Origin of the sequence: Anoxynatronum buryatiense (assembly GCF_900182905.1) — a bacterium.
Lineage (GTDB): Bacteria > Bacillota > Clostridia > Peptostreptococcales > Tindalliaceae > Anoxynatronum > Anoxynatronum buryatiense.
The window spans coordinates 15,078-37,854 of record NZ_FXUF01000004.1 but is presented as its reverse complement, the minus strand read 5'-3'; the positions used below and the strand labels follow the sequence as shown (position 1 = coordinate 37,854).

18 protein-coding genes are annotated in these 22,777 nt (G+C 47.4%); 4 read left to right on the top strand and 14 right to left on the bottom strand.

Annotated elements, in window-relative coordinates:
* Window positions 1-52 precede the first annotated feature (52 nt).
* From QOL74_RS06855 to QOL74_RS06845, 3 genes are all read right to left on the bottom strand, one after another.
* Window positions 53-766: a CPBP family intramembrane glutamic endopeptidase gene (locus tag QOL74_RS06855; protein WP_283408932.1), complete on the bottom strand. Its 714-nt coding sequence runs from the start codon at window positions 764-766 to the stop codon at window positions 53-55.
* 207 nt (window positions 767-973) lie between these two features.
* On the bottom strand, window positions 974-2,413 hold the full coding sequence (locus tag QOL74_RS06850; RefSeq protein WP_283408709.1) for a sensor histidine kinase: 1,440 nt from the start codon (window positions 2,411-2,413) through the stop codon (window positions 974-976).
* Between the two features lie 100 nt (window positions 2,414-2,513).
* The gene (locus QOL74_RS06845) at window positions 2,514-3,239 is read right to left on the bottom strand and encodes a LytR/AlgR family response regulator transcription factor (RefSeq protein ID WP_283408708.1); all 726 of its coding nucleotides are present in this window, start codon (window positions 3,237-3,239) and stop codon (window positions 2,514-2,516) included.
* Between the two features lie 190 nt (window positions 3,240-3,429).
* Between QOL74_RS06845 and QOL74_RS06840 the strand changes: the two genes are divergently transcribed.
* Window positions 3,430-3,990, top strand: a complete 561-nt coding sequence (locus QOL74_RS06840; protein ID WP_283408707.1) for a biotin transporter BioY — start codon at window positions 3,430-3,432, stop codon at window positions 3,988-3,990.
* 47 nt (window positions 3,991-4,037) lie between these two features.
* Here QOL74_RS06840 and phnE read toward each other — a convergent pair whose 3' ends face one another.
* The 3 genes from phnE to QOL74_RS06825 form a co-directional block, all read right to left on the bottom strand.
* Complete coding sequence (gene phnE, locus QOL74_RS06835; protein WP_283408706.1) at window positions 4,038-5,615, bottom strand: phosphonate ABC transporter, permease protein PhnE; 1,578 nt, start codon at window positions 5,613-5,615, stop codon at window positions 4,038-4,040.
* Window positions 5,587-6,318, bottom strand: a complete 732-nt coding sequence (gene phnC / locus QOL74_RS06830) for a phosphonate ABC transporter ATP-binding protein (RefSeq protein ID WP_283408705.1) — start codon at window positions 6,316-6,318, stop codon at window positions 5,587-5,589. Before phnC ends, phnE begins: the two co-directional genes overlap by 29 nt.
* Window positions 6,319-6,455: 137 nt before the next feature.
* On the bottom strand, window positions 6,456-7,436 hold the full coding sequence (locus tag QOL74_RS06825; protein WP_283408704.1) for a phosphate/phosphite/phosphonate ABC transporter substrate-binding protein: 981 nt from the start codon (window positions 7,434-7,436) through the stop codon (window positions 6,456-6,458).
* A gap of 266 nt (window positions 7,437-7,702) precedes the next feature.
* On the opposite strand from QOL74_RS06825, the gene QOL74_RS06820 reads away from it, so the two are divergent.
* From QOL74_RS06820 to QOL74_RS06810, 3 genes are all read left to right on the top strand, one after another.
* Window positions 7,703-9,121 (top strand): MBOAT family O-acyltransferase, encoded by a 1,419-nt coding sequence (locus QOL74_RS06820; RefSeq protein WP_283408703.1) that lies wholly within the window; start codon window positions 7,703-7,705, stop codon window positions 9,119-9,121.
* 11 nt (window positions 9,122-9,132) lie between these two features.
* Entirely contained in the window at window positions 9,133-10,416 is a 1,284-nt protein-coding gene (locus QOL74_RS06815) for a DHHW family protein (protein WP_283408702.1), read from the top strand.
* Window positions 10,417-10,550: 134 nt separating this feature from the next.
* Window positions 10,551-10,907, top strand: coding sequence for a hypothetical protein (locus tag QOL74_RS06810; RefSeq protein WP_283408701.1), 357 nt, complete (start codon window positions 10,551-10,553; stop codon window positions 10,905-10,907).
* 125 nt (window positions 10,908-11,032) lie between these two features.
* Here QOL74_RS06810 and QOL74_RS06805 read toward each other — a convergent pair whose 3' ends face one another.
* The 8 genes from QOL74_RS06805 to uidA all read right to left on the bottom strand — a co-directional run bounded on the left by QOL74_RS06805 (window position 11,033) and on the right by uidA (window position 22,756).
* Window positions 11,033-12,184 carry a Fic family protein gene (locus QOL74_RS06805; RefSeq protein WP_283408931.1) on the bottom strand — a complete coding sequence of 384 codons (1,152 nt, stop codon included), beginning with the start codon at window positions 12,182-12,184 and terminating at the stop codon, window positions 11,033-11,035.
* Between the two features lie 290 nt (window positions 12,185-12,474).
* Entirely contained in the window at window positions 12,475-14,079 is a 1,605-nt protein-coding gene (locus QOL74_RS06800) for a mannitol dehydrogenase family protein (RefSeq protein ID WP_283408700.1), read from the bottom strand.
* A 44-nt stretch (window positions 14,080-14,123) separates the two neighbouring features.
* Window positions 14,124-15,164: a mannonate dehydratase gene (gene uxuA, locus QOL74_RS06795; protein ID WP_283408699.1), complete on the bottom strand. Its 1,041-nt coding sequence runs from the start codon at window positions 15,162-15,164 to the stop codon at window positions 14,124-14,126.
* A 16-nt stretch (window positions 15,165-15,180) separates the two neighbouring features.
* A complete protein-coding gene (gene uxaC, locus QOL74_RS06790) occupies window positions 15,181-16,584 on the bottom strand; it encodes a glucuronate isomerase (protein WP_283408698.1) in 1,404 nt (467 codons plus the stop codon).
* 17 nt (window positions 16,585-16,601) lie between these two features.
* Window positions 16,602-19,004, bottom strand: a complete 2,403-nt coding sequence (locus QOL74_RS06785) for a glycoside hydrolase family 31 protein (RefSeq protein WP_283408697.1) — start codon at window positions 19,002-19,004, stop codon at window positions 16,602-16,604.
* A 19-nt stretch (window positions 19,005-19,023) separates the two neighbouring features.
* On the bottom strand, window positions 19,024-20,328 hold the full coding sequence (locus QOL74_RS06780) for a TRAP transporter large permease (protein WP_283408696.1): 1,305 nt from the start codon (window positions 20,326-20,328) through the stop codon (window positions 19,024-19,026).
* A 60-nt stretch (window positions 20,329-20,388) separates the two neighbouring features.
* Window positions 20,389-20,859, bottom strand: a complete 471-nt coding sequence (locus QOL74_RS06775) for a TRAP transporter small permease (RefSeq protein ID WP_283408695.1) — start codon at window positions 20,857-20,859, stop codon at window positions 20,389-20,391.
* A gap of 79 nt (window positions 20,860-20,938) precedes the next feature.
* A complete protein-coding gene (gene uidA, locus QOL74_RS06770) occupies window positions 20,939-22,756 on the bottom strand; it encodes a beta-glucuronidase (protein ID WP_283408694.1) in 1,818 nt (605 codons plus the stop codon).
* Window positions 22,757-22,777 lie beyond the last annotated feature (21 nt).

The window sequence follows — 22,777 nt, the reverse complement described above, 5'->3', positions numbered from 1 at the left end:
AATTTTTTTGACAGCAACTTTACCAGTCGCTTGTCAGTCACTTACCAGTCACTTACAGGAAAAAGCAGATGATTCTGCTGACCACACGCATGAGCAGAGGCACCCAAAGAGATCCTGACCAAAGGGCGGCCAGCCCGTAAACCAGTCCTTCCCCAGTAGCCACCAGCCCCTGGGAAAGCTGTGCCGTTGCCGGATACATCCGAAAGGGGGCAAGAGACAGCAAGGGCACCTGGAGCAACCCATAGATAGCCGCCTGAATCACCAGGGCTTTTCTGCCAGAGATGTGCAGCTTCAGTTCTCCCAGCACAAATCCCCGAAAGAGAATTTCTTCTGCCAGCGGGCGGGCAACCAGTAACAGCAGGCCCAATTTCAGCAACCCCTGGGGATTGACGGTAAGTTGCGGTACAATCGCTTCCATGCTTTCGGCACTTCTCGCCAGCAACAGTGCCGCTCCCATCACCAGCCCTGCCAACAGAGACAGCCCTGCATCTCTCAGCGATGGCTTTGCAAAGAAACTGTTAGCCTGCAGGCGTTGCTGCCGGTCACGAAAGAGTTGGTAACACAGGCCCAAGGCGACGGTTGGCGCCACTGCATAACGACTGAGAACCATCAGTTCTTCCAGGGGCAGCCGCCCCATACTGACCACCAGCTTGGGGGCAGCCGTGCCCGTTACCTTCACCATGAAGCCATATAGACCCTGGATGATGCAAAAAATCAAAATGTATTTCAGTGCCTGCCAGGAAGCCTGCAGCGTTCGGTTCACCATAACCACCCTTTTCCACTCCTTCTCCCACTTGACCCACTTTTTCCCTTCAAATCGTTCATGACAATCATGCCATCATGCCAATCATGACAATCGTACCAATCATGCCATTCTTCGATGATGCTTGTTGGCACCTTGGAATGGCATCTTCGTCTCCTTATTATGAAGGGGGAAGGGGCGTGTTTCAATGGGAGATGCAAAAGTGGTCGGTCAATGGTCAGAAATAACCAACGGAATGGCCACATTGACGTTAAACCGGCGGCCTTCATCTTCAATCTTCAGGATTCCCTCATAGCGCTGGATGATCTGGCGAACGCTGAGTAATCCCAAGCCATGCTCGCCGGTGTTCATTCTGTCGATGCCTTTTTCTTCAGCTTCTCCGGCTGCTTTAACCCCACCTGATCTTCCGGTTTTTTCGACTTCTCCGACACTTCTTTTGTGGGAGTAACCCTCCCTTATCATTGCATCGGTAATCAGCACCGTTTCCTGTTTTTGATTAATCACCTGAATCACCAGATGCTGCTGCTTCACGTGAACGCGAACAGCCATGTGGCGGTCTTCCACCGGCAGCAGTTCACAGGCTTCGATGGCATTGGTCACCAAATTACCCATGATGATACACAGGTCAAGGGGCGGAATGGGCAGGGTGGCGGGAATCGACGCCTCCAGTTCCATGGGGATCTGTTTTTCCCGGGCGGTCATGCGCTTCACATTCAGCAGCGCCGCCATTTCGGGATGCTCAATGCCGATGAGGTCGTTGACGGTTTCCACTTCTTTGATGAGTTTTTGCACGTACTGGCGGGCCTCCTGGGGCCGGTTCATTTCCAGCAGACCATACAGGCAGTTCAGGTGATGGTTGAAGTCATGACGCTGGGTTCTGACAGAAACCAAAGCCTCTTGCATACTTTCGGTGAAAAATACCTGCTGGCGGTAGGCTTCTTCTTTGATTTGCCATTCCCGTTGCTGTTGATGCAGTATCGTCCGCTTGTTGAGAAAGATAAGCACCGTGACACTGAAGAACATCACCACCAGCAAAAATGCCACGAGGGCCAGCCGATCGATTCCTGATACAGCTTCTGAATGCATGTAAATGGAGAAGCTGATAAAAATGACAGCAACATTGAAAATACCTACCAGCACCACCGTGGGCGCCAAGCCTTCCCGCTCAATATCAGCCGGGTGAAACAGGTTTAGTTTGGGATATAGGCCCAGCACCAGCACCAGCGACAAGCTCTTCGAGCCGACAATGCCCAGCATGCGGTAAAAACCCCATTCATTAAAGGTTTCCGGCGGCACGCTGGTCACCGCCAGCAGTACCACGATCACCAGCAGCTCTACAATGGAGATGGCAATCAGCGCAACGATCATACATCCCCAAATACGCCGCAGCCGGCTGGCGAAAATCTGCGCGAAAAAAAGGCCGCTGACCAGCATTATCAGCAGCAGTCCCGGTGTGCTGGCAGAGCCGAAATAACGGTTCGTGAGGGTGTTAATACTGCCGGCCGCCAACAGCAAGACCACTGTTTTGACTTTGGAACCGCCCCGATGCTTCAGAAAGGGACTCACCAGCCAGAACATTAATGAAAGATCAACCATGCTGACGGTCCAACGAACTATTTCAGCCACCGTTATCACCTCATTTCCCATCATGTGTCTGATCTCTTTGGCCTTGTGATTGATGCCTTATGTGCTCTCACTTACTTCTGCCGCCTGCTGGTTCAGTATGATTTCACTTATTCGGCCAATCTGTCTACTCAAAAAGCTGTTCTTCCAGTGCCGCTTTGACGGCGGGCCGGTGTCGTCGGCTGACGGGAACAATCGCTCCATGCCCTTCCACATGAAGCCCCTCTGAAGTCAGGCGCCGTATGCGAAACCGATTCACCAGAAATCCCTGGTGGCACTGGATAAACCAGTGGGAATCCAGGTTTTCCTGGAACTTTTTCAGGGTGCCGTAGCATTCGTACGGCTCTGTCAGCGTATGCACCGTCAGTTTGCGCAGCTTCTTTTCAATGAAGAGCACTTCCTCGTAAGGCACCTGTACCAGCTGCTCTTTGGTTTGGAGAACGATACGCTGCTGCCCGGCTCTGAAAGCTCCTCTTTCTTCCAATCGTCTGACCACCTGATCCATAACCAGCCCCAGCCGTTCGTTTGTCACAGGCTTCAGCAGGTATTGAAATCCTTCAATTTCATAAGCTTGAAGCGCATAGTCGCAATGGCCTGTGATGAAAATCAGCAGCAGTTCCGGGTTCAGTGCCTTTAAGCGGCGCCCCGTTTCAATGCCGTTGAGGGTTTTCATTTCCATATCAAGCAGCACCACCTCCAGCGCTTCAAGACCCGGCTCTTCCAGCAGTTCTTCGCCACTATTGGCAGTGATCACCCGGGCCCGGGCTGTGGCCGGGTGTCTTTTCAGTATCTGGCAAATGGCCGCCACCATGGTGGGATCATCATCACAGACAGCCATGCGTTGAATTGTCATGAGGCCACTTCCTTTCGCAAACTCCGGGACATTCATCATTCAATCCGCCTGTAAACGGTATTATACCACACCAAACGACCGTTGGCATTTCTCTCTTTGTTTTTAGTTAACCTTTTATTTTTTATGGTTGACAAAACATTTTGCACCCTTTATAATGCGGGTAGTATATTCATTAAAGGAGGCGTCCCCCTTGATCAGCAAAATGACGATTCATGACTACACCCGCATCGCCCTTATGGCCACACTCATCAGTGTTTCCAGCTACATCGCTGTCCCGTTGCCTTTTTCGCCGGTGCCTGTTACCGCCCAAACCCTGGCCATTATGCTCTGCGGCATGCTGTTAACGACGCGGCAGTCTTTTTTTACCCTCACTGTCTACCTGCTGCTGGGAGCCATCGGCCTGCCGGTTTTCGCCGGCGGAAACGCCGGCCTGGGGGTCTTGTTTGGTCCCACCGGTGGTTTTCTTATCGGATTTCTGTTGGCTGCTGTTTTCATCAGCTTCACCAAGGGTGACCGGCCCAGCCTGTGGCGCTATGGGTTGGTGAATGCCGTGGGCAGCCTGGTGGTGGTGAATGTGGTGGGGGTTCCCTGGCTGGCCTGGGCCACCGGCATGAATCTGTCTCAGGCTTTCGCCGTGGGCTTTATGCCTTTTCTCCCCGGCGCCGTTGTGAAGCTGTTGGCGGCCACTTTGCTGGCCTGGAAACTGGTGCCCCAGCTGCGCTTGATGCCCATTGGGCAATCCAGCCATTGAAAAAACTTTATCATAACCGGGACAGGGAATCCATTCCCTTGTCCCGGTTATTTTACTTTTTGGCGTATGTGGTTGGAAAGCCTGTCGATGAGAATGATCATGACAGAAACTCCCAGCAGTAACAGCCCCACCCGCTCCCAGTTTCGCCAGTTGATGTTCATGGTCAGGGCCGTGCCGATGCCTCCGGCCCCGATGATGCCCAGCACTGTGGCGTTTCTGATGTTGGACTCCATCCGGTATAGCAGCAGGCTGGTAAAGTGGGGGAAGGTTTGGGGAAAGACGCCATGGCGGTAGGCTTCAAACCGGGTGGCTCCCGTTACCAAAACGCTCTCTTTCACATTGCCCTGCATGTTTTCCAGCACTTCACTGTACATTTTTGTCAGAACTCCTGTGGTGTAGATACTCAGAGCCAACGCCCCTGCCAGCGGCCCGGGACCAACGCCCCTGAAAAAAATGATGGCCATGATAATGGGCGGAAAAGTGCGCATGATGTTGATCAGCCCCTTCATGGCCAGAGAAGTCAGTTTTCCCGGCGACAGATTGCCGGCGGCAAAATAGGAAAAAAGGATGGCCAGGAGCCCTCCTGTGATTGTTGCAAATACGGCAATCAAAAAGCTCTCAAAAATGCCTTCCAGCAGCTTCGGATAATATGAAAAGTCCACCTGCAACATGCGGAGAACCATTTGCCTTCCCTGCCCATAGCCCACAGCCAGCCTTTCCAGGCTGATATTGAGGCTGTTGATGATGCCCACCATCATCACTGTCATCAGGGCCGGGATGAGTACCGACTTGAATATCTGATGCAATCTGTAGTGCTGAAGATTTTTGTAGGCCGGCGAATATTCCTGGAGAAACTTTCGCATCTGGTAACTGAGAAGATCGATGAAAAGAATGGTGGCAAACAGCATCAGGATAATGGTTGCCAGGTTATCGTAGCGAAGATGGTTCAAATCTCGCCACATCATTTGCCCAATGCCCCCTGCCCCCACCAGACCAAGAACCGTGGCGCTTCTGATATTGGTTTCAAAGACGATAAAAAACACAGAAACTGCCATTCCCAACATGTTGGGAAGCACGCAGTATCGAAGCACCTCCAGGGAACTGGCTCCCACCGATCGGGTGGAATTCAGCTGATTTTCGTTAATGGACTCGATATACTCCCGAAACAGCTTCAGCGCCATTAAAAAGGCAATGATGGCAAGGGCCAGGGTGCCGGAAAACTTTCCAATGCTGAAGACAGAAACCAGGAGCGCCGCCCAGATCAAACTGGGAATGGTTCTGAAAAAGGCAAACACCCCATTGAGCATCTTGCTCACATACCGATTGGGGCTGATGTTTTCTGCAGTCAGTAATGAAACCGGAATGGCCAGCATCACACCTGTCATTGATGACAGAATGGCAATTTCCAGCGTTTCCATGATTTTTTCAAGCACTTCTCCCATATAAGAGAAGTTGGGATGGGCCATACGTCGAAAAAGATCTGCCATATCCGGAAGCCCGGCAACAATTCTTCCAAGGCTGAATTCCACCCCAACCCCCATCAAAAACAAAAGGATCATGGCGAAAACCAGCCCAAGGCGTCGGTGCCGATTCCGCTTACTCATATAGTCTTTTAAGGATATCATCTGTCAGGTCACCTGCTTTCCCGTCGTAAACCACCTTCCCCTTTTTCAGCCCCACAATTCTGGAACAGTAGGCTTTCGCCAGCGCCACATCATGCAAATTAATCAAAATGGTGATGTTCTTTTTGAGATTGGCCCTTCGGAAGTATTCCATGATCAGGTGGGCCGTGGCTTGGTCAAGGCTGGCCACCGGCTCATCCGCCAGCATGACTTTGGGTCGCTGGCACAGGGTTTTGGCGATGGCCACCCGCTGTTTCTGGCCGCCGCTGAGGCGGTCGGCCCGTTCATACATTTTTTCTTCCAGCGCCACATACGACAGGGCTTTTTCAGCTCTTACGTAGTCCTCCTGGCTGAAAATCCTGAAAAGCGACTGAAAAGGCGTTTTGTAGGAGAGTCTGCCAATGAGAACGTTATCGATGACGGTGGAGCGGTCGATCAGGTTATAGTCCTGAAAGATAAAGCCGATTTCCCGTCGGACTTTTCTCAAAGACTGGCTGTTGAGGCTCATCAGATCCCGCTCCTCCAGATGAACTTTTCCCCTGGTTGGCCGTACCAGCAAGTTCATGCACTTGAGCAGGGTGGACTTGCCACTTCCGCTGGAGCCAATTATTCCGACAAATTCCCCCGGCGCCACCGTCAGGCTCACATCGTCAAGGGCCAGTGTTTTGTTGTCGTAAATCACCTGCAGGTTTTCCACCTTTAGCATTGCTCTCACTCCTGGTTCCGTCTACTGATTGTGAATCCTGATCGCAAATTCTGATTGCAATTTCTAATTGTGTATCCTGATTGTGAATCCTGATTGCAATTTCTGATTGCGTATCTTGATTGTGCGTTCTGCCTTTATTATTCCTGAGCTCTTAAGTCGATGTTCATCACTTCCGCCGTGGTTCTGATGACCTGGTAATCTGCATCTGTTGCCGGAACAAACCCGTACATATTGAACAGCTCCTGCAAAAGTGCTTTGCCCTCGTCATCTTCGGCGATGGTTAGAAGCGCCTGTTGAATCCGATCCCGCATCTCTTCTTCCATAGATCCGCTCACCGTGACGCTGATGTTGGGGATATGATCTGTATAGCCTAGCAGCCTGGTTCGCTCCATTGCATCGGGAAAATCCTGGCTGTAGCGTTCCCTGGCATCCACAAAGGTGACTGCCACGTCAACATCGCCGTTCAGAAGAAGCTGCAGCGATTTATCATGGCCTCCGCTGTAAATGTACTGCATGTCCCGTTCAAGATCGATGCCTTCGGTCACCAGAAAAGCGCCCGGAAACAAATACCCTGAGGTGGACGAAGGGTCCACAAACCCGACGATTTTCCCCCGCACATCCTGAAAGCTGTTGATATCGCTTTCTTCCCCCACAAGAAACTGAGATCTGTAAAAAGCTTCTCCGCTTCGGTTCAGGGATGTGAGAATGACCTCTGCATCACTTTCCTGATGGGCCAGCACATAGGCCAGGGGCGGTATGAAACCAAAGTCCACCTGCCCTGATCCCAGGCCTTCCACCACGCCCACGTAGTTGGTGGCTGTAAATCCCTTCACCGTGACTCCCAGAGCTTCTGAAAGCATTTCGGTTAAGGGCTCCACTGATTCAATGAGGGTATCTCCGTCTCTCATGGGAACAAAACCCATGGTGATCACTTCTTCTTTCGCTCCGCCGCAGGCAGATAAAACCAGCATGGCCATGATCATCAGCAACACCGTTGTCATTTGTTTCATGCCCTTCGTATCCTTCGTATCCTTCGTATCCTTCGCATCCTTCACGTCCTTTACAAACTTCAAGTGTTCAGCATTCTTTGAGTGCTTCATCTGTTTTACGTGTTTCATATCCGTTCCCCCCAGCTTCGTTTTGTGAAATCAAACACGCCATTCGTAGTGACGATATGCTAAGGGTACTAAATATGGCACCAATAATCAATACACAACGGGCACACTTCGCTTTTTTGTTTCGTTTGTATGGGTACAATTTGGATAATCGATGACTCACTTAAGCCCGTTGGCCGATTCCGCTTCATTTATCATATTATGATCACATTTATATCGTAACCTATCAGTATCAACCCTTTCAAAAGGGTGCCAAGGAATGATTCATAATGGTGTTTTCAAGCTTAACCTTTTTGTTTTACTTTCTTCCGCTCCATTTGTTTTTTTATTATGCCAGCCCCAGCAACGTCTGGCGAAACTGGGTATTGATTGTTTTTTCCCTGGTTTTTTACGCCTGGGGAGAACCTGTGTGGATCAGCTTATTGATTTTCAGCGCATCCATTGATTTTCTCCATGGCCGTCTCATCGAAAACAACCGGACGAACTGGAAACGTAAAGCAGCTCTTTGTTCGTCTATCGCATTGAACTTATCCCTGCTGGGCTTTTTCAAGTATGCATCATTTTTCGCTGAAGCGTTGAACCGCTTACTGGGTACCGATATCCCTCTGCTTCACTTTGGACTTCCCATCGGTATTTCATTCTACACATTCCAAACCATGTCATATGTCATTGATGTTTATTCGGGAAAAGTGAAGGCTCAGCAGCGTTATGCCCATTTTTTAATGTATGTATCCCTTTTCCACCAACTAGTGGCTGGTCCCATAGTACGCTACCGCGACATCGCCCGGGAAATCGAGCATCGCACCATGTCTTTGTCCCGGTTCAGTCTGGGCATCAGCCGATTTTCAATTGGCCTGGGAAAGAAAGTGATCATCGCCAATGCGGTGGGCGAAGCCTCTGAACATTTTCTGCTGGGAAATTTCAGCGCACTGTCTGTCTTGGGCGCCTGGTTTGGCATCGCCCTTTTCGGGTTGCAAATCTATTACGATTTTTCCGGGTACTCTGATATGGCCATCGGCCTGGGACATCTGTTCGGATTCACTTATTTAGAGAACTTCCGATATCCTTACATCGCACGCTCCGCCTCCGATTTTTGGCGCAGGTGGCATATTTCTCTGGGAAGCTTTTTTCGTGATTATGTATACATCCCCCTGGGCGGCAACCGAAAGCGCATGCTGCTTAATCTGTTCATCGTCTGGTTTCTCACCGGCCTTTGGCATGGAGCAAGCTGGAATTTTGTGCTTTGGGGCCTCTATTTTGGATTGCTGGTGATGTTGGAGAAGATCATTCAACCTCTAAGATATCATCACAGGCCACCATTACCCCGCCTGCCAGAATGGTTCTCAAAAATGATCGGTCACATTTACCTGATTACGGTGGTACTCATCGGCTGGGTATTTTTCTATTTCACAGATCTCTCCCACGCTTTTTCTTACCTGGCCATTATGGCCGGCCTTGCAGGAGCACCCCTGGTGTCAACCGATTTAGTCATTCAGTTTAACAATCACCTGATCTTATTTGCCGTGGCCATCATCCTGTCCACTCCCTTCTATCCATGGCTGCAAAAACGTTGGCGTCATCTTTCCTTTGAAGCATTCCAGCCAGTGATCAATGCCTTTTTGCTTTTAGCAAGCACCGCATTATTGGTTGGTGCTTCCTATAATCCATTTCTCTATTTTAGGTTTTAAGGAGGTTTCACATGAGCGAGCATCGAACATCCACACGTCACACAACCAGTAAAATATCATCTGTCTTCCTGAATATTCTTCTGTTCACTTTGATATTAACAGGACTCTCCCTTGGCAGTATGATTGCTGATCATAGCAGTATGTCTTTGCCGGGAGAGAATCGAATGCTCCAGCCGCCCCCCACATTCTCTCTCGAAACGTTATTCAGCGGTCAATATACACGCCAATACGACCAGTACATTGCAGATCATTTCGTATTTCGCAGTTTCTTTCTCACATTCACAAACCGCTTTGACTTTATTAAAGGCCTTCCTTCTGCAAACAGCGTTCAGTTGGTTGCCTTTGAAGGCACCAACCTGGATCAGGGAACCCTGGTCGAACGCCAGCAAAAATCAGAAGAGTCCTTAACCACTGCCGATGGATTTGATCAAATATTGGTGCTGGAAGACAGAGCCATGGAACTGCACCGTCACAATGCAGCCGCTATTGAAGCCTATGCCTGTATCCTGAACAGCTTTCAGGCACAACTGCCTGGTGTGGTTTTCTATAATCTTATGATTCCCACACAGGTTCAGTTTCTTGAGGACGAAGAATATCGCTCCCTTTCTCACGATCAGACATTGAGCGTCCAATTGCTGGAGGACCTTCTTTCTCCTCAGATTTCTTCCGTCCATGTTTTTGAAGCGTTTCGCGACGCACCACCACATGAAGTCTACTTTAGAACAGATCATCACTGGACAGCCCGGGGAGCCCACCTGGCTTATGCTGCTTTTATGGAACAGACGCACCGGGAACCCGTTCCCCTGGAGAATTATGATCATGTCGTACTTGCTCCTTTTCTTGGTTCGCTCTATGGTGCCACCCGTCACGAGTCTCTGGCAAAATCTCCTGATACAATGGAAATTTTCATTCCACAAAATAATGTGGCATATCAGATTTATCCCGAAGGAATCAATGGTAATGTCTTCGAGAAAACAATCATTGATCTTGACCAGTTTGACTCAATGACTCCTTTTGGTGTATTTCTGGGCGGCGACCAACCCTTATCGGTCATCCAGGGTACTGCCAACAACAACCATCGCCTTCTCGTTGTCAAAGATTCATTTGGCAATCCTTTCATCCCTTTTTTACTGCCCCATTATCAAGAAATCCATGTGATTGATCCCCGTTTAAGCAACGAAAACCTGGTGAATTACGTGATCAGTCAGCAGGTGAACGAAGTGCTTTTTCTAAATTATGTATTGGTTCATCGGTATACGGGATATGCTGAATTACTGGAAAACATGGCCCGTTAATGTGCTTTATGCGAAAGCCGCTAAAATGATTATCTCTTTTTCATTTTCTTCATGTTCTCATCATAAAACCATCACATCTTTCAACTACAATGAACCTGTAGCATCAAATAAACCATTTTAAGGAGATGAAACAAATGAAAAAGATCTTAAAAGTAGCAGCAGTCAGTTTATTAGTGGTGGGACTCAGCGCTTCCATGGCCTTTGCAGACACCCCCGGCCGAGGCAATGCCAACGGCACACAGCTGCGCGACATGTCCGGTTCAGTGGAAGAGCGCATGGAATTCAAGCTGGCCCGTATTGACGAACTGGTGAATCTGGGCCGACTGAGCGAAGACCAGGCCGTTGAGTTCAAAGCCCTGATCACCGAAAGAATGAGCCTGTGTTCTGAAGATGCTTCCGGTGAACGGATGCATGAAGCACTGGCAGTCGGATTTGGCAGAACCAACGAAAAAGGGTATATGCAGGGTGCCGGGAACCAGTTCAGCCGATAGGCATGTGATTTAACCCTGCAAAAAGAGAGAAATATGAGGAAAGAGGGACGGCGTGAGCCGTCCCTCTTTCCATTGGTTTTGCCAGTTTTTTAGTGGGAAAGTTGAGTCATTAAGATGCACGCTTTCTATGTGTCTTGTCTCAAGATGTTTACATATTCTTCGTAAGAGAAAACTCTATTTCGTTGAACATTTTCAGTTTGAATTAGAATTCCTAAATCCACTAGTTTGTTTACTGCATTGGCAGTTGCATTGTAGGAAAGCCCTAATTGCTCACTGGTTTTTTTAATATCAATAATTGGACTCCCTTCTAAATAAGCAAATACCTTTTTGATCGTTTTGGCAGATCTTCCGGTGTTCAATATCGTTTCCCAGTTTTGATCGTGTAGCTTCACTAATCTTTCAATTGTTTGAATAGCATCTGCCGCTGACTCTTTCATCCCTTTTAAAAAGAATTTTACCCACTGTTCAAAATTTCCTTTATTCCTTACTTCCATTAGCCTATCATAGTACTCCACTCGATTTCGCTTGAGAAAGTATGATATATAAAGTGTTTCAAATCCTAACACTCCTGTTTCCATCAAAAAAAGATTGACTAATAAGCGACCAATCCTACCGTTACCATCTAAGAAGGGGTGAATGGTTTCAAACTGATAATGGATCAGCGCTATTTTTATCAGTGGATCAAGCTCATCTTCTTCATTAATAAACTTTTCCAGGTCTGACATCGCCGTTTCCATATCCTCTACATTTGGAGGAATATAAAGGGCGTTATTTAGCGTGCTTCCCTGAGGGCCAATCCAATTTTGACTACGCCTAAATTCTCCGGGATTTTTTTCTTCTCCACGAACACCTTCCAGTAGTATCGCGTGGGTCTCTTTTATAAGGCGATTACATATGGGTAGTTCCTTTAACCTGGCAGCCGCATGCTGCGACGCTCGAATATAATTGACTACATCTGTTACATGACGGTTTGTATTCTCCTCAATTTTAGGGTCTAAGATATCATCCAAAGTCGCCTGCGTCCCTTCTATCTGGGAAGATAAAAGCGCTTCTTTTCTCACATACATGGACACAAATATTTCAATATTGGGGATTTGTCGTGAAAGCCCTTCTAAAATACCAATGATGCGATTGGTTTTTGCCAATAAAGATACTATCTCTTCATCCATTTCAAGAGGAGGTTTTGGAGGCAATGGGCTTGGTAAAAAAGATGTATACTGAAGCTCACCTGTTAAATTTTTTCTTAATTCTCCCGCTCTATTTTTCATCATTTTCATCTCCATCGAGAAATAGTAGTTTAATGGCATCTGTTTTATTTCATTTTATCAGCTAATATGAAATAAGGCCAGGATATTTATTCTTTTATTTCATTTTATTCGTTTTGGTAACTTTCTCCTGACAATGGGAATGAAAAAGCACCCGGTTAAAAGTAGCCGCTATCAGTTTGTTGGTGGTGGGACTCAGTGCTTCCATGGCCTTTGCAGACACCCCAGAAAATACGGAAAGAGGGACGGCGTGAGCCGTCCCTCTTTCCTGTACATTCAGCAGCTTTCGGCAGGTTACTGCCTTAAGACACATATTTTGTTAAGGTGGCACGTACAGCGCCCCGATGGGCCACCAGTTCTGCAAAGTATTCTTCCACCTTGCTTCCCAGTCCCACCTCATAAAGATTCACACCGAAAACAGCCTTGTTGGAGAGAATGGGCTGCAGCTGTTCGTGAAAATCGCCTTGATCGCCAATATGAACCGATGCCACATGGGCTGTGACTTCTTCCAGCAGGGGGTCTGGACTCAGCTCCATGGCATTGCCCTCATCATCCACTCCCATCAGGTATCGGCACCATCCCGCCAATACCAGGGGAATCATTTGAAGACCTGTCACATCAAGATCGCTTCTTGAAGCATAAGCTTTGATGGTTTCTCCAAACCGGATTGATAATTTTTGCGAGGTGTCGGTGGCAATTCGTTGAGGAGTGTCGGGCATAAAGGGGTTGGGAAAACGTACCTGCAACACTTCGTCAATGAAGTTTTTGGGATTGACAATCACCGGATCAACCACCACCGGCAGACCTTCCTCATATCCGATTCTTTCAACCAGCCTTTTAAGTTCGGGATCTTTCATTTCCTGGGATATTAATGTGTGCCCCAGCAGGCAGCCAAAAATGGCAAGGGCTGTATGCAGCGGATTAAGGCAGGTGCACACTTTCATTTTTTCAACTTTATCAACAGTCTCTTTTTGAGTGAAAATAACGCCTGCTTCTTCCAGTTTGGGCCTTCCATTGGGAAAAGCATCTTCGATAATCAAATACTCCGGCTCTTCTGCATTGACAAATGAGGAAGCAAAACTGTTTCTGGATGTCACGATATCCTCCAAATCTTCAAAGCCGTCTTTCTTTAACATCTCTTTGATTTTGGGGTCTGGTCTGGGAGTTATTTTGTCGATCATGGTCCATGGAAATGCGACAAGTGAAGGATTCCCGATGTAAGTTTCAAAGCCTGCATCAACAAGGCCGCTCTTCACCCACTGGGCAGCAAAGGCGCTGATGGCGTTATAAAGTTTTGTGCCGTTATGGGAGCAATTGTCCATGCTCACCAGGGCCACGGGTTGTTGTCCCTTTTGATAGCGCTCATACATCAGGGATGCCACTTTTCCCATATAGCTTTCAGGATTCTTGGGACCCTTTTTAAAATCTTCGGCCACACTTGCCAGGTATTCCCCTTTGGCATCCTGTAAGCTGTATCCTTTTTCTGTAATGGTAAAGCTGACCATCTGCAGACTTTCACTGGTGAAAATGGTTTTGAGCCGGTCCCAGATTTCATCCTGCTGATCATCCATGTTCAGGGACTCCACAATGCTCCCAATCACTGTTTTGTTAATGCTGCCATCTGCTTTTATGGTCACAAGGGCTGTTAGGTTGTCCCGGGGCTGGTAAAGTTTGTCGATGACTTCTCCGCCCACGACAATGATGCCCTTGTCGTCGGCTCCTTTGTTCAGCATGGTTTGCTGGGCATGAGCGATCAGTGCCCTGAAAATATTCCCTGCTCCAAAGTGAATCCACCCGGGATTTTTCGCCGTGTTTTTTCTCACTTGATCCCGATCAAACTGAGGCAGATCGAATCCCGCCGCTTCCCAAAGAGAAGTCTTTTTAAGTGTTTCTTCGTTTAATCTCATGTGTTCACCCCTTACTGTCTGTTTTTTTTGCAATCTGACTTTCCTTACAGTCCGGTTTTCTCCAGTGTTTCCCAAATTCCCGTGAGATACATGGCACCCAGGGCCCTGTCATACAAGCCATACCCCGGTTTTCCCCGCTCTCCCCAGATCATTCTGCCGTGATCCGGTCTCATGGGTCCGTCAAAGCCTGCCTGGTGGTAGGCTTTTAAGATTTCCACCATATCCAAAGAACCATACTCTGAAGGGTGTGCTGCTTCTTCAAAGGAGCGGGGTCCTGTGATTTTCACATTTCGCATATGGGCAAAGTGAATCCGCTTGCCAAACTTTTTGACCAGTCGAACCATGTCGTTATCTTTCGCAACCCCAAGAGAACCACTGCACAGGGTCAGGCCATTATAGGGGTTATCCACCAGGTTCAACAGCCGCTCCAGATTTTCTTCATTGGTGATAATGCGGGGAAGTCCAAAAATGCACCATGGCGGATCATCGGGATGAATGGCCATTTTCACATCTGACGCCTCTGCCACAGGAATAATGGCCTTTAAAAAATAGGCCAGGTTTTCCCAAAGCTTTTCTTCATTCACTGCTTGATAATCTGCCAGCAGCGCCTTCATGGATTCCTTTGTATAGCTGGAATCCCACCCTGGAAGGCTCAGCTCCCCCGTTGACGGGTCCATTTTTCCTGCCAGCTCTTCATCAAAAATCAGGGCAGTAGAGCCGTCAGGCAGCTGGTGCTCCAAATCTGTTCTTGTCCAGTCAAACACAGGCATGAAGTTATAGCACACCACTTTGATGCCGGCTTCCCCCAACCTTCTGATGGTTGTCTGGTAGTTGGCAATATACTGATCTCTCGTTGGTTTTCCCAGTTTAATATCTTCATGCACCGGCACACTTTCTATCACCGACAGCTTTAATCCGGCAGCCTCCACTTTATTCTTTAACTCGATAATCTTTTCCAGCGGCCAGGGATCACCCACCGGAATATCATAGATGGCCGAAACCACACCTGCCATTTTGGGTATTTGCTTAATGTATTGTAGCGGTATGGGATCACTGTCCCCATACCATCTGAACGTCATTTCCACATTTATCAGCCCCTTATCATTCTATCTCGAAGTAATTGACAGCGTTGTTGTAACAGACGTTCTTCACCAAGTGTTCCAGAGACTCCGAACAATTGGGGGCTTCCCCATCCACTACCCACTGCCCGATCATATTGCAGAGGATTCTTCTGAAATATTCATGCCTTGTATACGAAATGAAGCTTCTTGAATCTGTCAACATGCCTACAAATCTGCTCAGCAGTCCCAGATTGGCCAGCGATGTCATTTGCCTGATCATCCCGTCCTTTTGATCATTAAACCACCAGCCGGAACCAAACTGTACTTTGCCGGCAATAGACCCACCCTGAAAGTTTCCAATCATGGTACCGATGACATCATTATCTTTTGGATTTAAACAATAGAGGATTGTCTTGGGCAGCCGGTTCTCCCGATCCAGGGAGTCCAGCACTTTTGACAGCGGCACTGCAATGCACTGGTCATTCATTGAGTCAAAGCCCGCATCACCGCCAAGGAGGGCAAACATTCGCGTATTGTTGTTTCTAAGCGCCCCAATGTGAAGCTGCATCACCCATTTGTACTCATGATACTTTCTGCCCAGATGATTGAGGGTATGGGTTTTAAATTTCTTTACTTCTTCCGGAGTCAGGCTTTCTCTCTGCAGCTTTTTTAAGAAGATCTTTTCGACTTCTTCTGGTGTGGCCTCCAGATAAACCACTTCTTCCAGCGAATGATCGGAAATCCGGCAGCCTGCTTCATGAAAATAATGAATCCGCTGATCCAGCGCACTTAAAAACGCATGATAGGTTTCGATGTTCATGTGACACACCTGAGACAGTTCCTGAAGCCACTGGTCAAATGTCTCTTTTTCAATGCCCAGGCCTTTATCTGGCCTGAATGTGGGCAGCACCTTGGTGTGAAAGGTGCTGTCTTCTTTGATTTTGCGATGATCGTCCAGGGAATCCACCGGATCATCTGTGGTGCAGATGACTTTGACATTTGATTTTTCGATGAACCCTTTGGCCCTAAAATCATATTCCTTCAGATGTTCATTGCATCTCTTCCATATGGCTTCACCGGTTTTTTCACTGAATACCTCATGAATTCCGAAATAACGCTGCAGTTCCAGATGGGTCCAGTGAAACAGCGGGTTTCCCATGCACATGGAGACGGTTTTGGCCCATGCCATGAATTTTTCGAAATCATCCGCCTGTCCTGTGATGTACTTTTCGTCGATACCGTTGCTCCTCATGGCTCGCCATTTATAATGGTCTCCACTCAACCACAGTGCTGTCATGTTGTTGTATGGCTTATTTTGACTGATTTCCCCCGGTGACAGATGGCAGTGATAATCGTAAATCGGCATTTCTTTTGCATACTCATGATAGAGCTTTCTTGCCACTTCATTGGTCAGTAAAAAATCTTCATTCATGAATGTTTTCAATTCCATCACCTTCAGGTTTAGTCTATTGATACGGTATACACATGATCGTTGTTGCGCATGCATGCTGTTCCATTGATGGTCAGGCTTCTTGTCTCACCCAGGGGCAGATGCAGGTTTACTTCTCTGTAGGGCAGCTGATAGATGCCTTCTTTCGACAGTTCCACATGAATCGCTTCTCTGGATGAAATCATTCGCACCTTTATAAGGGCATGCACATTTTCAAGATAATCATTGCTGATGCCGTCATCTTCATACAGTTCAAAGGCACTTTCGCCATTTTCCCGATGGGGGAACAAATGAAATCCCCGTTCATCTTTCTCTTTTGTTTCAAAATGAATAGACGCGTCATTGGTGGGAATGATGGCTCCCGCTTTTACCATCAGGGGGGTGTAGTCCAGGGGTGCGGGGATTACCACCTGTTGGCCGCCCTGGTACCAGAATCCGGTGTGAAAATCGTACCAGCCATCCTGGTTTTTTGGCAAATACACAAGTCTCTCAAACACACCTTTTTCAACCACTGAAGCCACCAGCAAATCTTGACCCAGCATAAAGTCGTCATTTTCTTCAAAGGTGTTGGTATCCGCTTCAAAATCATAGAAAGTGGGTCTGATCATGGGCTCGTAGTATTTCCATGAGCGATACAGCAGATTGTAGATATAAGGTGTGATTTTAGTTCTGAATTTAATCAGATTTCGAATGTAGTGGGTCACCGCAGGATACATCCAGGGCTCGTTCACCGTGGCGTCATCATTCCATGAATGAATGGTGAACCTGGGATGAAAGATGCCATTTTGCACCCATCTGACGAAGAGTTCCGGTTCAGGCGCTGCCCCTGCAAATCCGCCCACATCATGACCGATGTTGTAAATGCCGGACATGCTTAGTCCGATACCCATTTTAATATTGTATTTCAGCGTTTTCCAGCTGGTACGGTTGTCTCCCGACCAGGTTTGAACATACCGCTGCATTCCAGGGCAGCCGGACCGTGAAATCAAATAGGGTCTTAGTGCGGGCGCATACTCTTTCTGGGCTTCATAGGAAGCTTTCATCATCAGCAATGGCTGCAGGGGTCTGATTTGAGAGATGTTGATTTCTTTTCCAAATCCATGGGCCTTTGCATCTGCTTCCCATACTTCATACTCGTTATTATCATTCCAGGTGGAATCGATGCCATACTCCAGCAGCTTTTCTGTGACCTGCTGTTTCCACCAGTCATAGGACTGTGGGTTTGTAAAATCAACATACGCTCCCAGCTCATCCCAGAACTGCACAATTTCAGGTTCTATCCCGTCTTTATCCATCACAAACATGTGATTTTTTTTCAGCTCTTCAAACATGGGGTGGTCAACTAAGAGAGCCGGTTTAATGTTGGCGCAAAGCCGTATGCCCTTCTCATGAAAGCTGTCTGCCATTTTTTGCGGTGTGGGTACTTTATCATAATTCCAGTTGAAGACATACCGTTTTGCCCCTATGGAGGTGTAACCTGAAGACAGTTGAAAGGAATCGCAGGGGATATCATGTTTTTCACAGTCTTCAATGAACTGCTGCAGCTGCTCCTGTGCATTGGGGGCATCTGTATACGACATAGTGGAGCCGGAATAGCCAATGCTCCATTTGGGAAAAAAGCTGGTTTTTCCTGTGAGCCATGAAAATGTTTCGGTGACTTCTTTTAAGCGGGGGCCCAGAATAACGTAGTAGTCCAGGTCGCCGTCTTCTGCCTGATAATAGCGGTAGTAACCATGATAGTTATCCAGCTCATTGCCCATGTCAAAAATGGAGGTGGATAAATTATCATAGAACAATCCGAAGGAAATCCCGGTTTCAGTGTTTCGGGTAATGTAGAAGGGAATGTGTTTGTAGAGCGGGTCCGTCAGTTCTGCATCGTATCCCATGGGGTCAACACTCATCATTCGATACCGCCTGCCGTGCCGGTCATTGCCGCCACATTTTTCACCCAGACCGAAATACTGCTCATTGAGACTTCTCGCCAAATAGTGGCTGGGGCCGTTCCCAAGAGAGTGGTTGAGATTGTAAGCCTGTGTTTTTCTGTCTTTCGCAAACTCAACCTCGCTGCCTTCCAGCCTGGCATACCAGGTTGCCTTCATGCCGTTTAAGTCAAATACCACCTTCAGCTTCGCCGTGGAGATGGTACACTGATGATCTGTCAGTTCATGGGTGAATGCCGGAAGTGAGAAGGGGGAAATGTCGAATCTGTCCCTGCCTTCTTTTGCGATGTCATCCATTCCAGGTGCCACAAGCCAGCTTTTGTCCAGCGATACCTCTTTTTCAATGAGCATGACGCGAATGATGTTTTCTTCCAGCACAAACACCTTCACAAAGGTCTCCTCATTGTTCAGCTGAAACTCCAACACATTGTTTTCTTCTTTCACCAAGTGAAAAGGATAATTCCTGAGTATCATTTCTGCACTCCTCACATCGTTAAATTAAGCCAAACAGCCTGGGCAAAAACAAACTGATTGCTGGTATATAAGTCACCAACAGCAGTACTGCCACCAGTGCCGCAAAGAATGGCAGCAAGGGTTTAATCACTTTCTCAATGGATATTTCTGCAACACTGCATCCGACAAATAAGACACTGCCAACAGGTGGTGTCATGATTCCGATGCACAGATTGAATACCAGAATAATGCCAAAGTGTACCGGATGTATTCCAATTTGGGTTGCGATGGGCAAAAAGATGGGTGTGAAAATAAGTATCGCCGGGGTTAAATCCATAAACGTGCCCACGATCAACAGGGTAATGTTCATAATCAATAAAATGATAATGGGATTTTCTGAAATGGACATGATCGCCTGGCTGATCGCCTGGGGAATTCCTGTATAGGCCATCACCCATGACATGGCAGAAGAGGCCGACACTAAAAACATAATTACCCCTGTGGTAACACCTGTTTTCAGCAAAATTTCCCGCATATCCTGCCAGTTGATGCTTTTGTAGACAAGAGATAAACCAAGGGTGTAAACAACGGCAACGCCGGCCCCTTCAGTGGCGGTGAAAACGCCAAAAACAATCCCCCCAATCACAATAACGATCAGCATCAGGCTGGGTATCGCTTCCAAAAATACTTTAAGCCCTTCTGCAAAACTCACTTTCGCAGCAACAGGATAGTTGTTTTTCTTCGCATAAATATAGGCGACCACCATGGTTGCCAAACCCATTAAGAACCCAGGGATGTACCCCGCAATAAACAAGGCAGAAATGGAAACGCCGCCAGCCACCAACGAGTATAGGATCAAGCTGCCACTGGGCGGAATCAACATGCCTGTCGGAGAGGATGCAATGTTTACCGCCGCTGAAAAGGGCACGTCATAGCCTTCACTTTTTTGGATAGGAATCATTGTTCCGCCAATAGCCGCCGCAGACGCCACTGCAGACCCCGACAAAGATCCAAACAGCATGTTTCCAAGAACATTCGCTTGGGCCAGCGAACCTGGTAACCGACCACCAATCACCTGGGCAAAATCAACCAGTCTTCTGGCAATGCCACCGTTGTTCATAATATTGCCAGACAGTATAAACAGGGGTACCGCCAATAATGAAAAGCTATCGATTCCCGTCACCATTTTTTGCGCTGCCGTAAACAAGACAATATCCAGCGGAATGGCTGTGAGAGCCGTAATTAACGTAGAAATAACAATACTGATGGAGATGGGAATACCAATGCCAAGTTGAATGATAAATGTGATGAAGAGTACCAATGCCGCCTGTAAGGCTACCTCCATTTTGCTCCACTCCTTTAAATTAAATCAAAATGACGCACCGATTCGATTCCAGACTTTTCACTAACCTGCCATTTCAACATCTTCTTTAATATTCATTAACTGATAAATGGATATGATAATCCCTGAAAACGGTGCGATCATGTAAATCAGTCCTCTGGAAATACCTAAAATGGGTGTCTTGATGCCCATGACTCCCGATGCCAGCTGGTAGCCTCCCCGGATTAAAACCAATATGGCAAAACACAAAATAACCGCATCGATAAACACATAAATGAACTTTCTTTTGAGTCCTGTTGTTTTTTCCTTGAAAAACACCAGGGCCATGTGCTGTCTTGTACCAAATGCATAGGATGCCCCGAAAAAGGATGACCAGATTAGAATGATTCTAACCAGCTCTTCTGTAAAAGCACTTGGGTTATTGAGTATATACCTGGTAAACACCTGCCAGATGACGAGAAACGTCATCACGATGAGCAGGAACGCCGTCAGGTAGGACAACACGGTGTTCATTCCGCTTTTGAACTTGTTCATTGCTTTGCCTCCCCTTCCAAATTATCAGAACCAGACTTGACACCATTCGGTGACTCACCCGCGAAAAAGTCCCCCGCCTCTACTTTTTATGGGTGTTGGTGATGCTTCCCCATCGCTCCCTCAAATAATGGGCAGCCATTTTGGGTTGTCGCTGTCTTGTGAAAGCGCCCTTTTTATTCCCGTCAATTCTGACAAGATCCTGTCCCGTCATAAAATCTGCAAAATTCCACACATGCTCTCCAATGACAAAGGGAAGCTGATCAAAGACCTCATGGTATGCCTTTAAAAATGCCACCTGAAACTCTTCACTAAACATAATGGCCGGCTCTTTATGGAGGCCCGCAATGGTGTCTACCCCGTATTCCGACAGGAGAATGGGTTTTTTCTCAGCTTGGTAACAGTCTTTCAACCATTGCATCAGTCGTTTTTTTCCTGCGTCAATGTCGCCTCTTTCTGAGTACCAGCCGAAATACAGGTTGAGTCCAACCACGTCGAAATACTTGGACACATTGCATTTCCCCGGTTCAATCAGCATCAGATTCACGTTGAGAAGTGGTCTGTCATCCATTTTTCGCGCCGCTTCTGCCAGTTCTTTAAAGTATGCTTCTGCCCTTGGTTCCATCACAGAGGCTTCGTTGGCCAGTGACCACATCACCACCGACGGATGGTTTTTGTCCCTGGCAATCATCTCGCTGGTTAATCGAATATGTTCCTTTAATGTCTCATCATTGATCTTTTCATCCGTAAACACGCCATCCAGCTCACCAATGGCCGGAACAGCCTGCCCCAGCATGCCGACAGCGGGCACTTCATCAATCACCACGATGCCATATCGGTCTGCCAGATCCAGCACTTCTTCTGCATAGGGGTAATGGGAGGTTCTGAATGAGTTGGCATGAATCCATTTTAACAGGTTGAAGTCCCTGATGTTCATGGCGTCATCCAGCCCTTTTCCTTTCACATCCATGTCTTCATGCTTGCCAAAACCTTTAAAGTAGAATGGTTCTCCATTGATCAGGAACTGACCGTTTTCGATCTGCACTTTGCGAATACCGATACTCAAGCTGTACTCATCCAGTGTGCCTTCCTTTGAAACAAGTTTTGCCACCAACTTGTACAGGTAGGCGTTTTGAGGCTGCCATAAAGTTACTTTATCGATTGAAATGATGCCTTTTTCACCAGCTGCCGCCCCAACCAGTTGATTTTCTTCATCATATACCTCTATTTTTACCGCAGCATCTTCGTGGTTTTTCTCTTCAGGCTGGTTAATAACCACCTGGTAGCTGATGATTCCCTGAGAGGCTTCATAGTCTGTCTGAACAGTGATGTCTTCAATGTATGTCCGCGGTGTGGTATAGAGATAGACGGGTCTGTGGATACCGCTGTAATTAAAAAAATCATGCTGCTGTTTCTGCTTCTTTTTCCTGTTGCCATCGGCATCTTCCACGTAGTATGTTTCTCCGGGAGGTAAAGTTTGCCAGGTAAGCTCATTGTTAACACCAATCACAATGTGGTTTTCTTCTCCAAATTTAACGGCTTCATTAATACGGCTTTCAAAGGGCAAAAAACCACCGGTGTACGCCTTCACCAAAACCCCGTTCACCCATATCTTGGAATGATGGCTGGCGCTTCCAACTCTAATGAATACATTTTCGTTTTTCCACTGTTTTGGAATGACCACTTTTCTTTCGTACCAGACATCTCCCACAAAATCTCTCAACTTTGCATCAACAGAAATATCATTGTAACTGGCTGGTACCGGCATCAGTTCATATTCTTTTAATCCCTCCACATACCAATGGTTCACATAGCCTTCTTCCTTGTAATCCGCTTTAAAATTCCAAATGCCCGATAAGTTGATGAGGTTTCTTGAGCCTGTTAATTGTGGATATAGCATGTCATGTCACTCCCATGGATT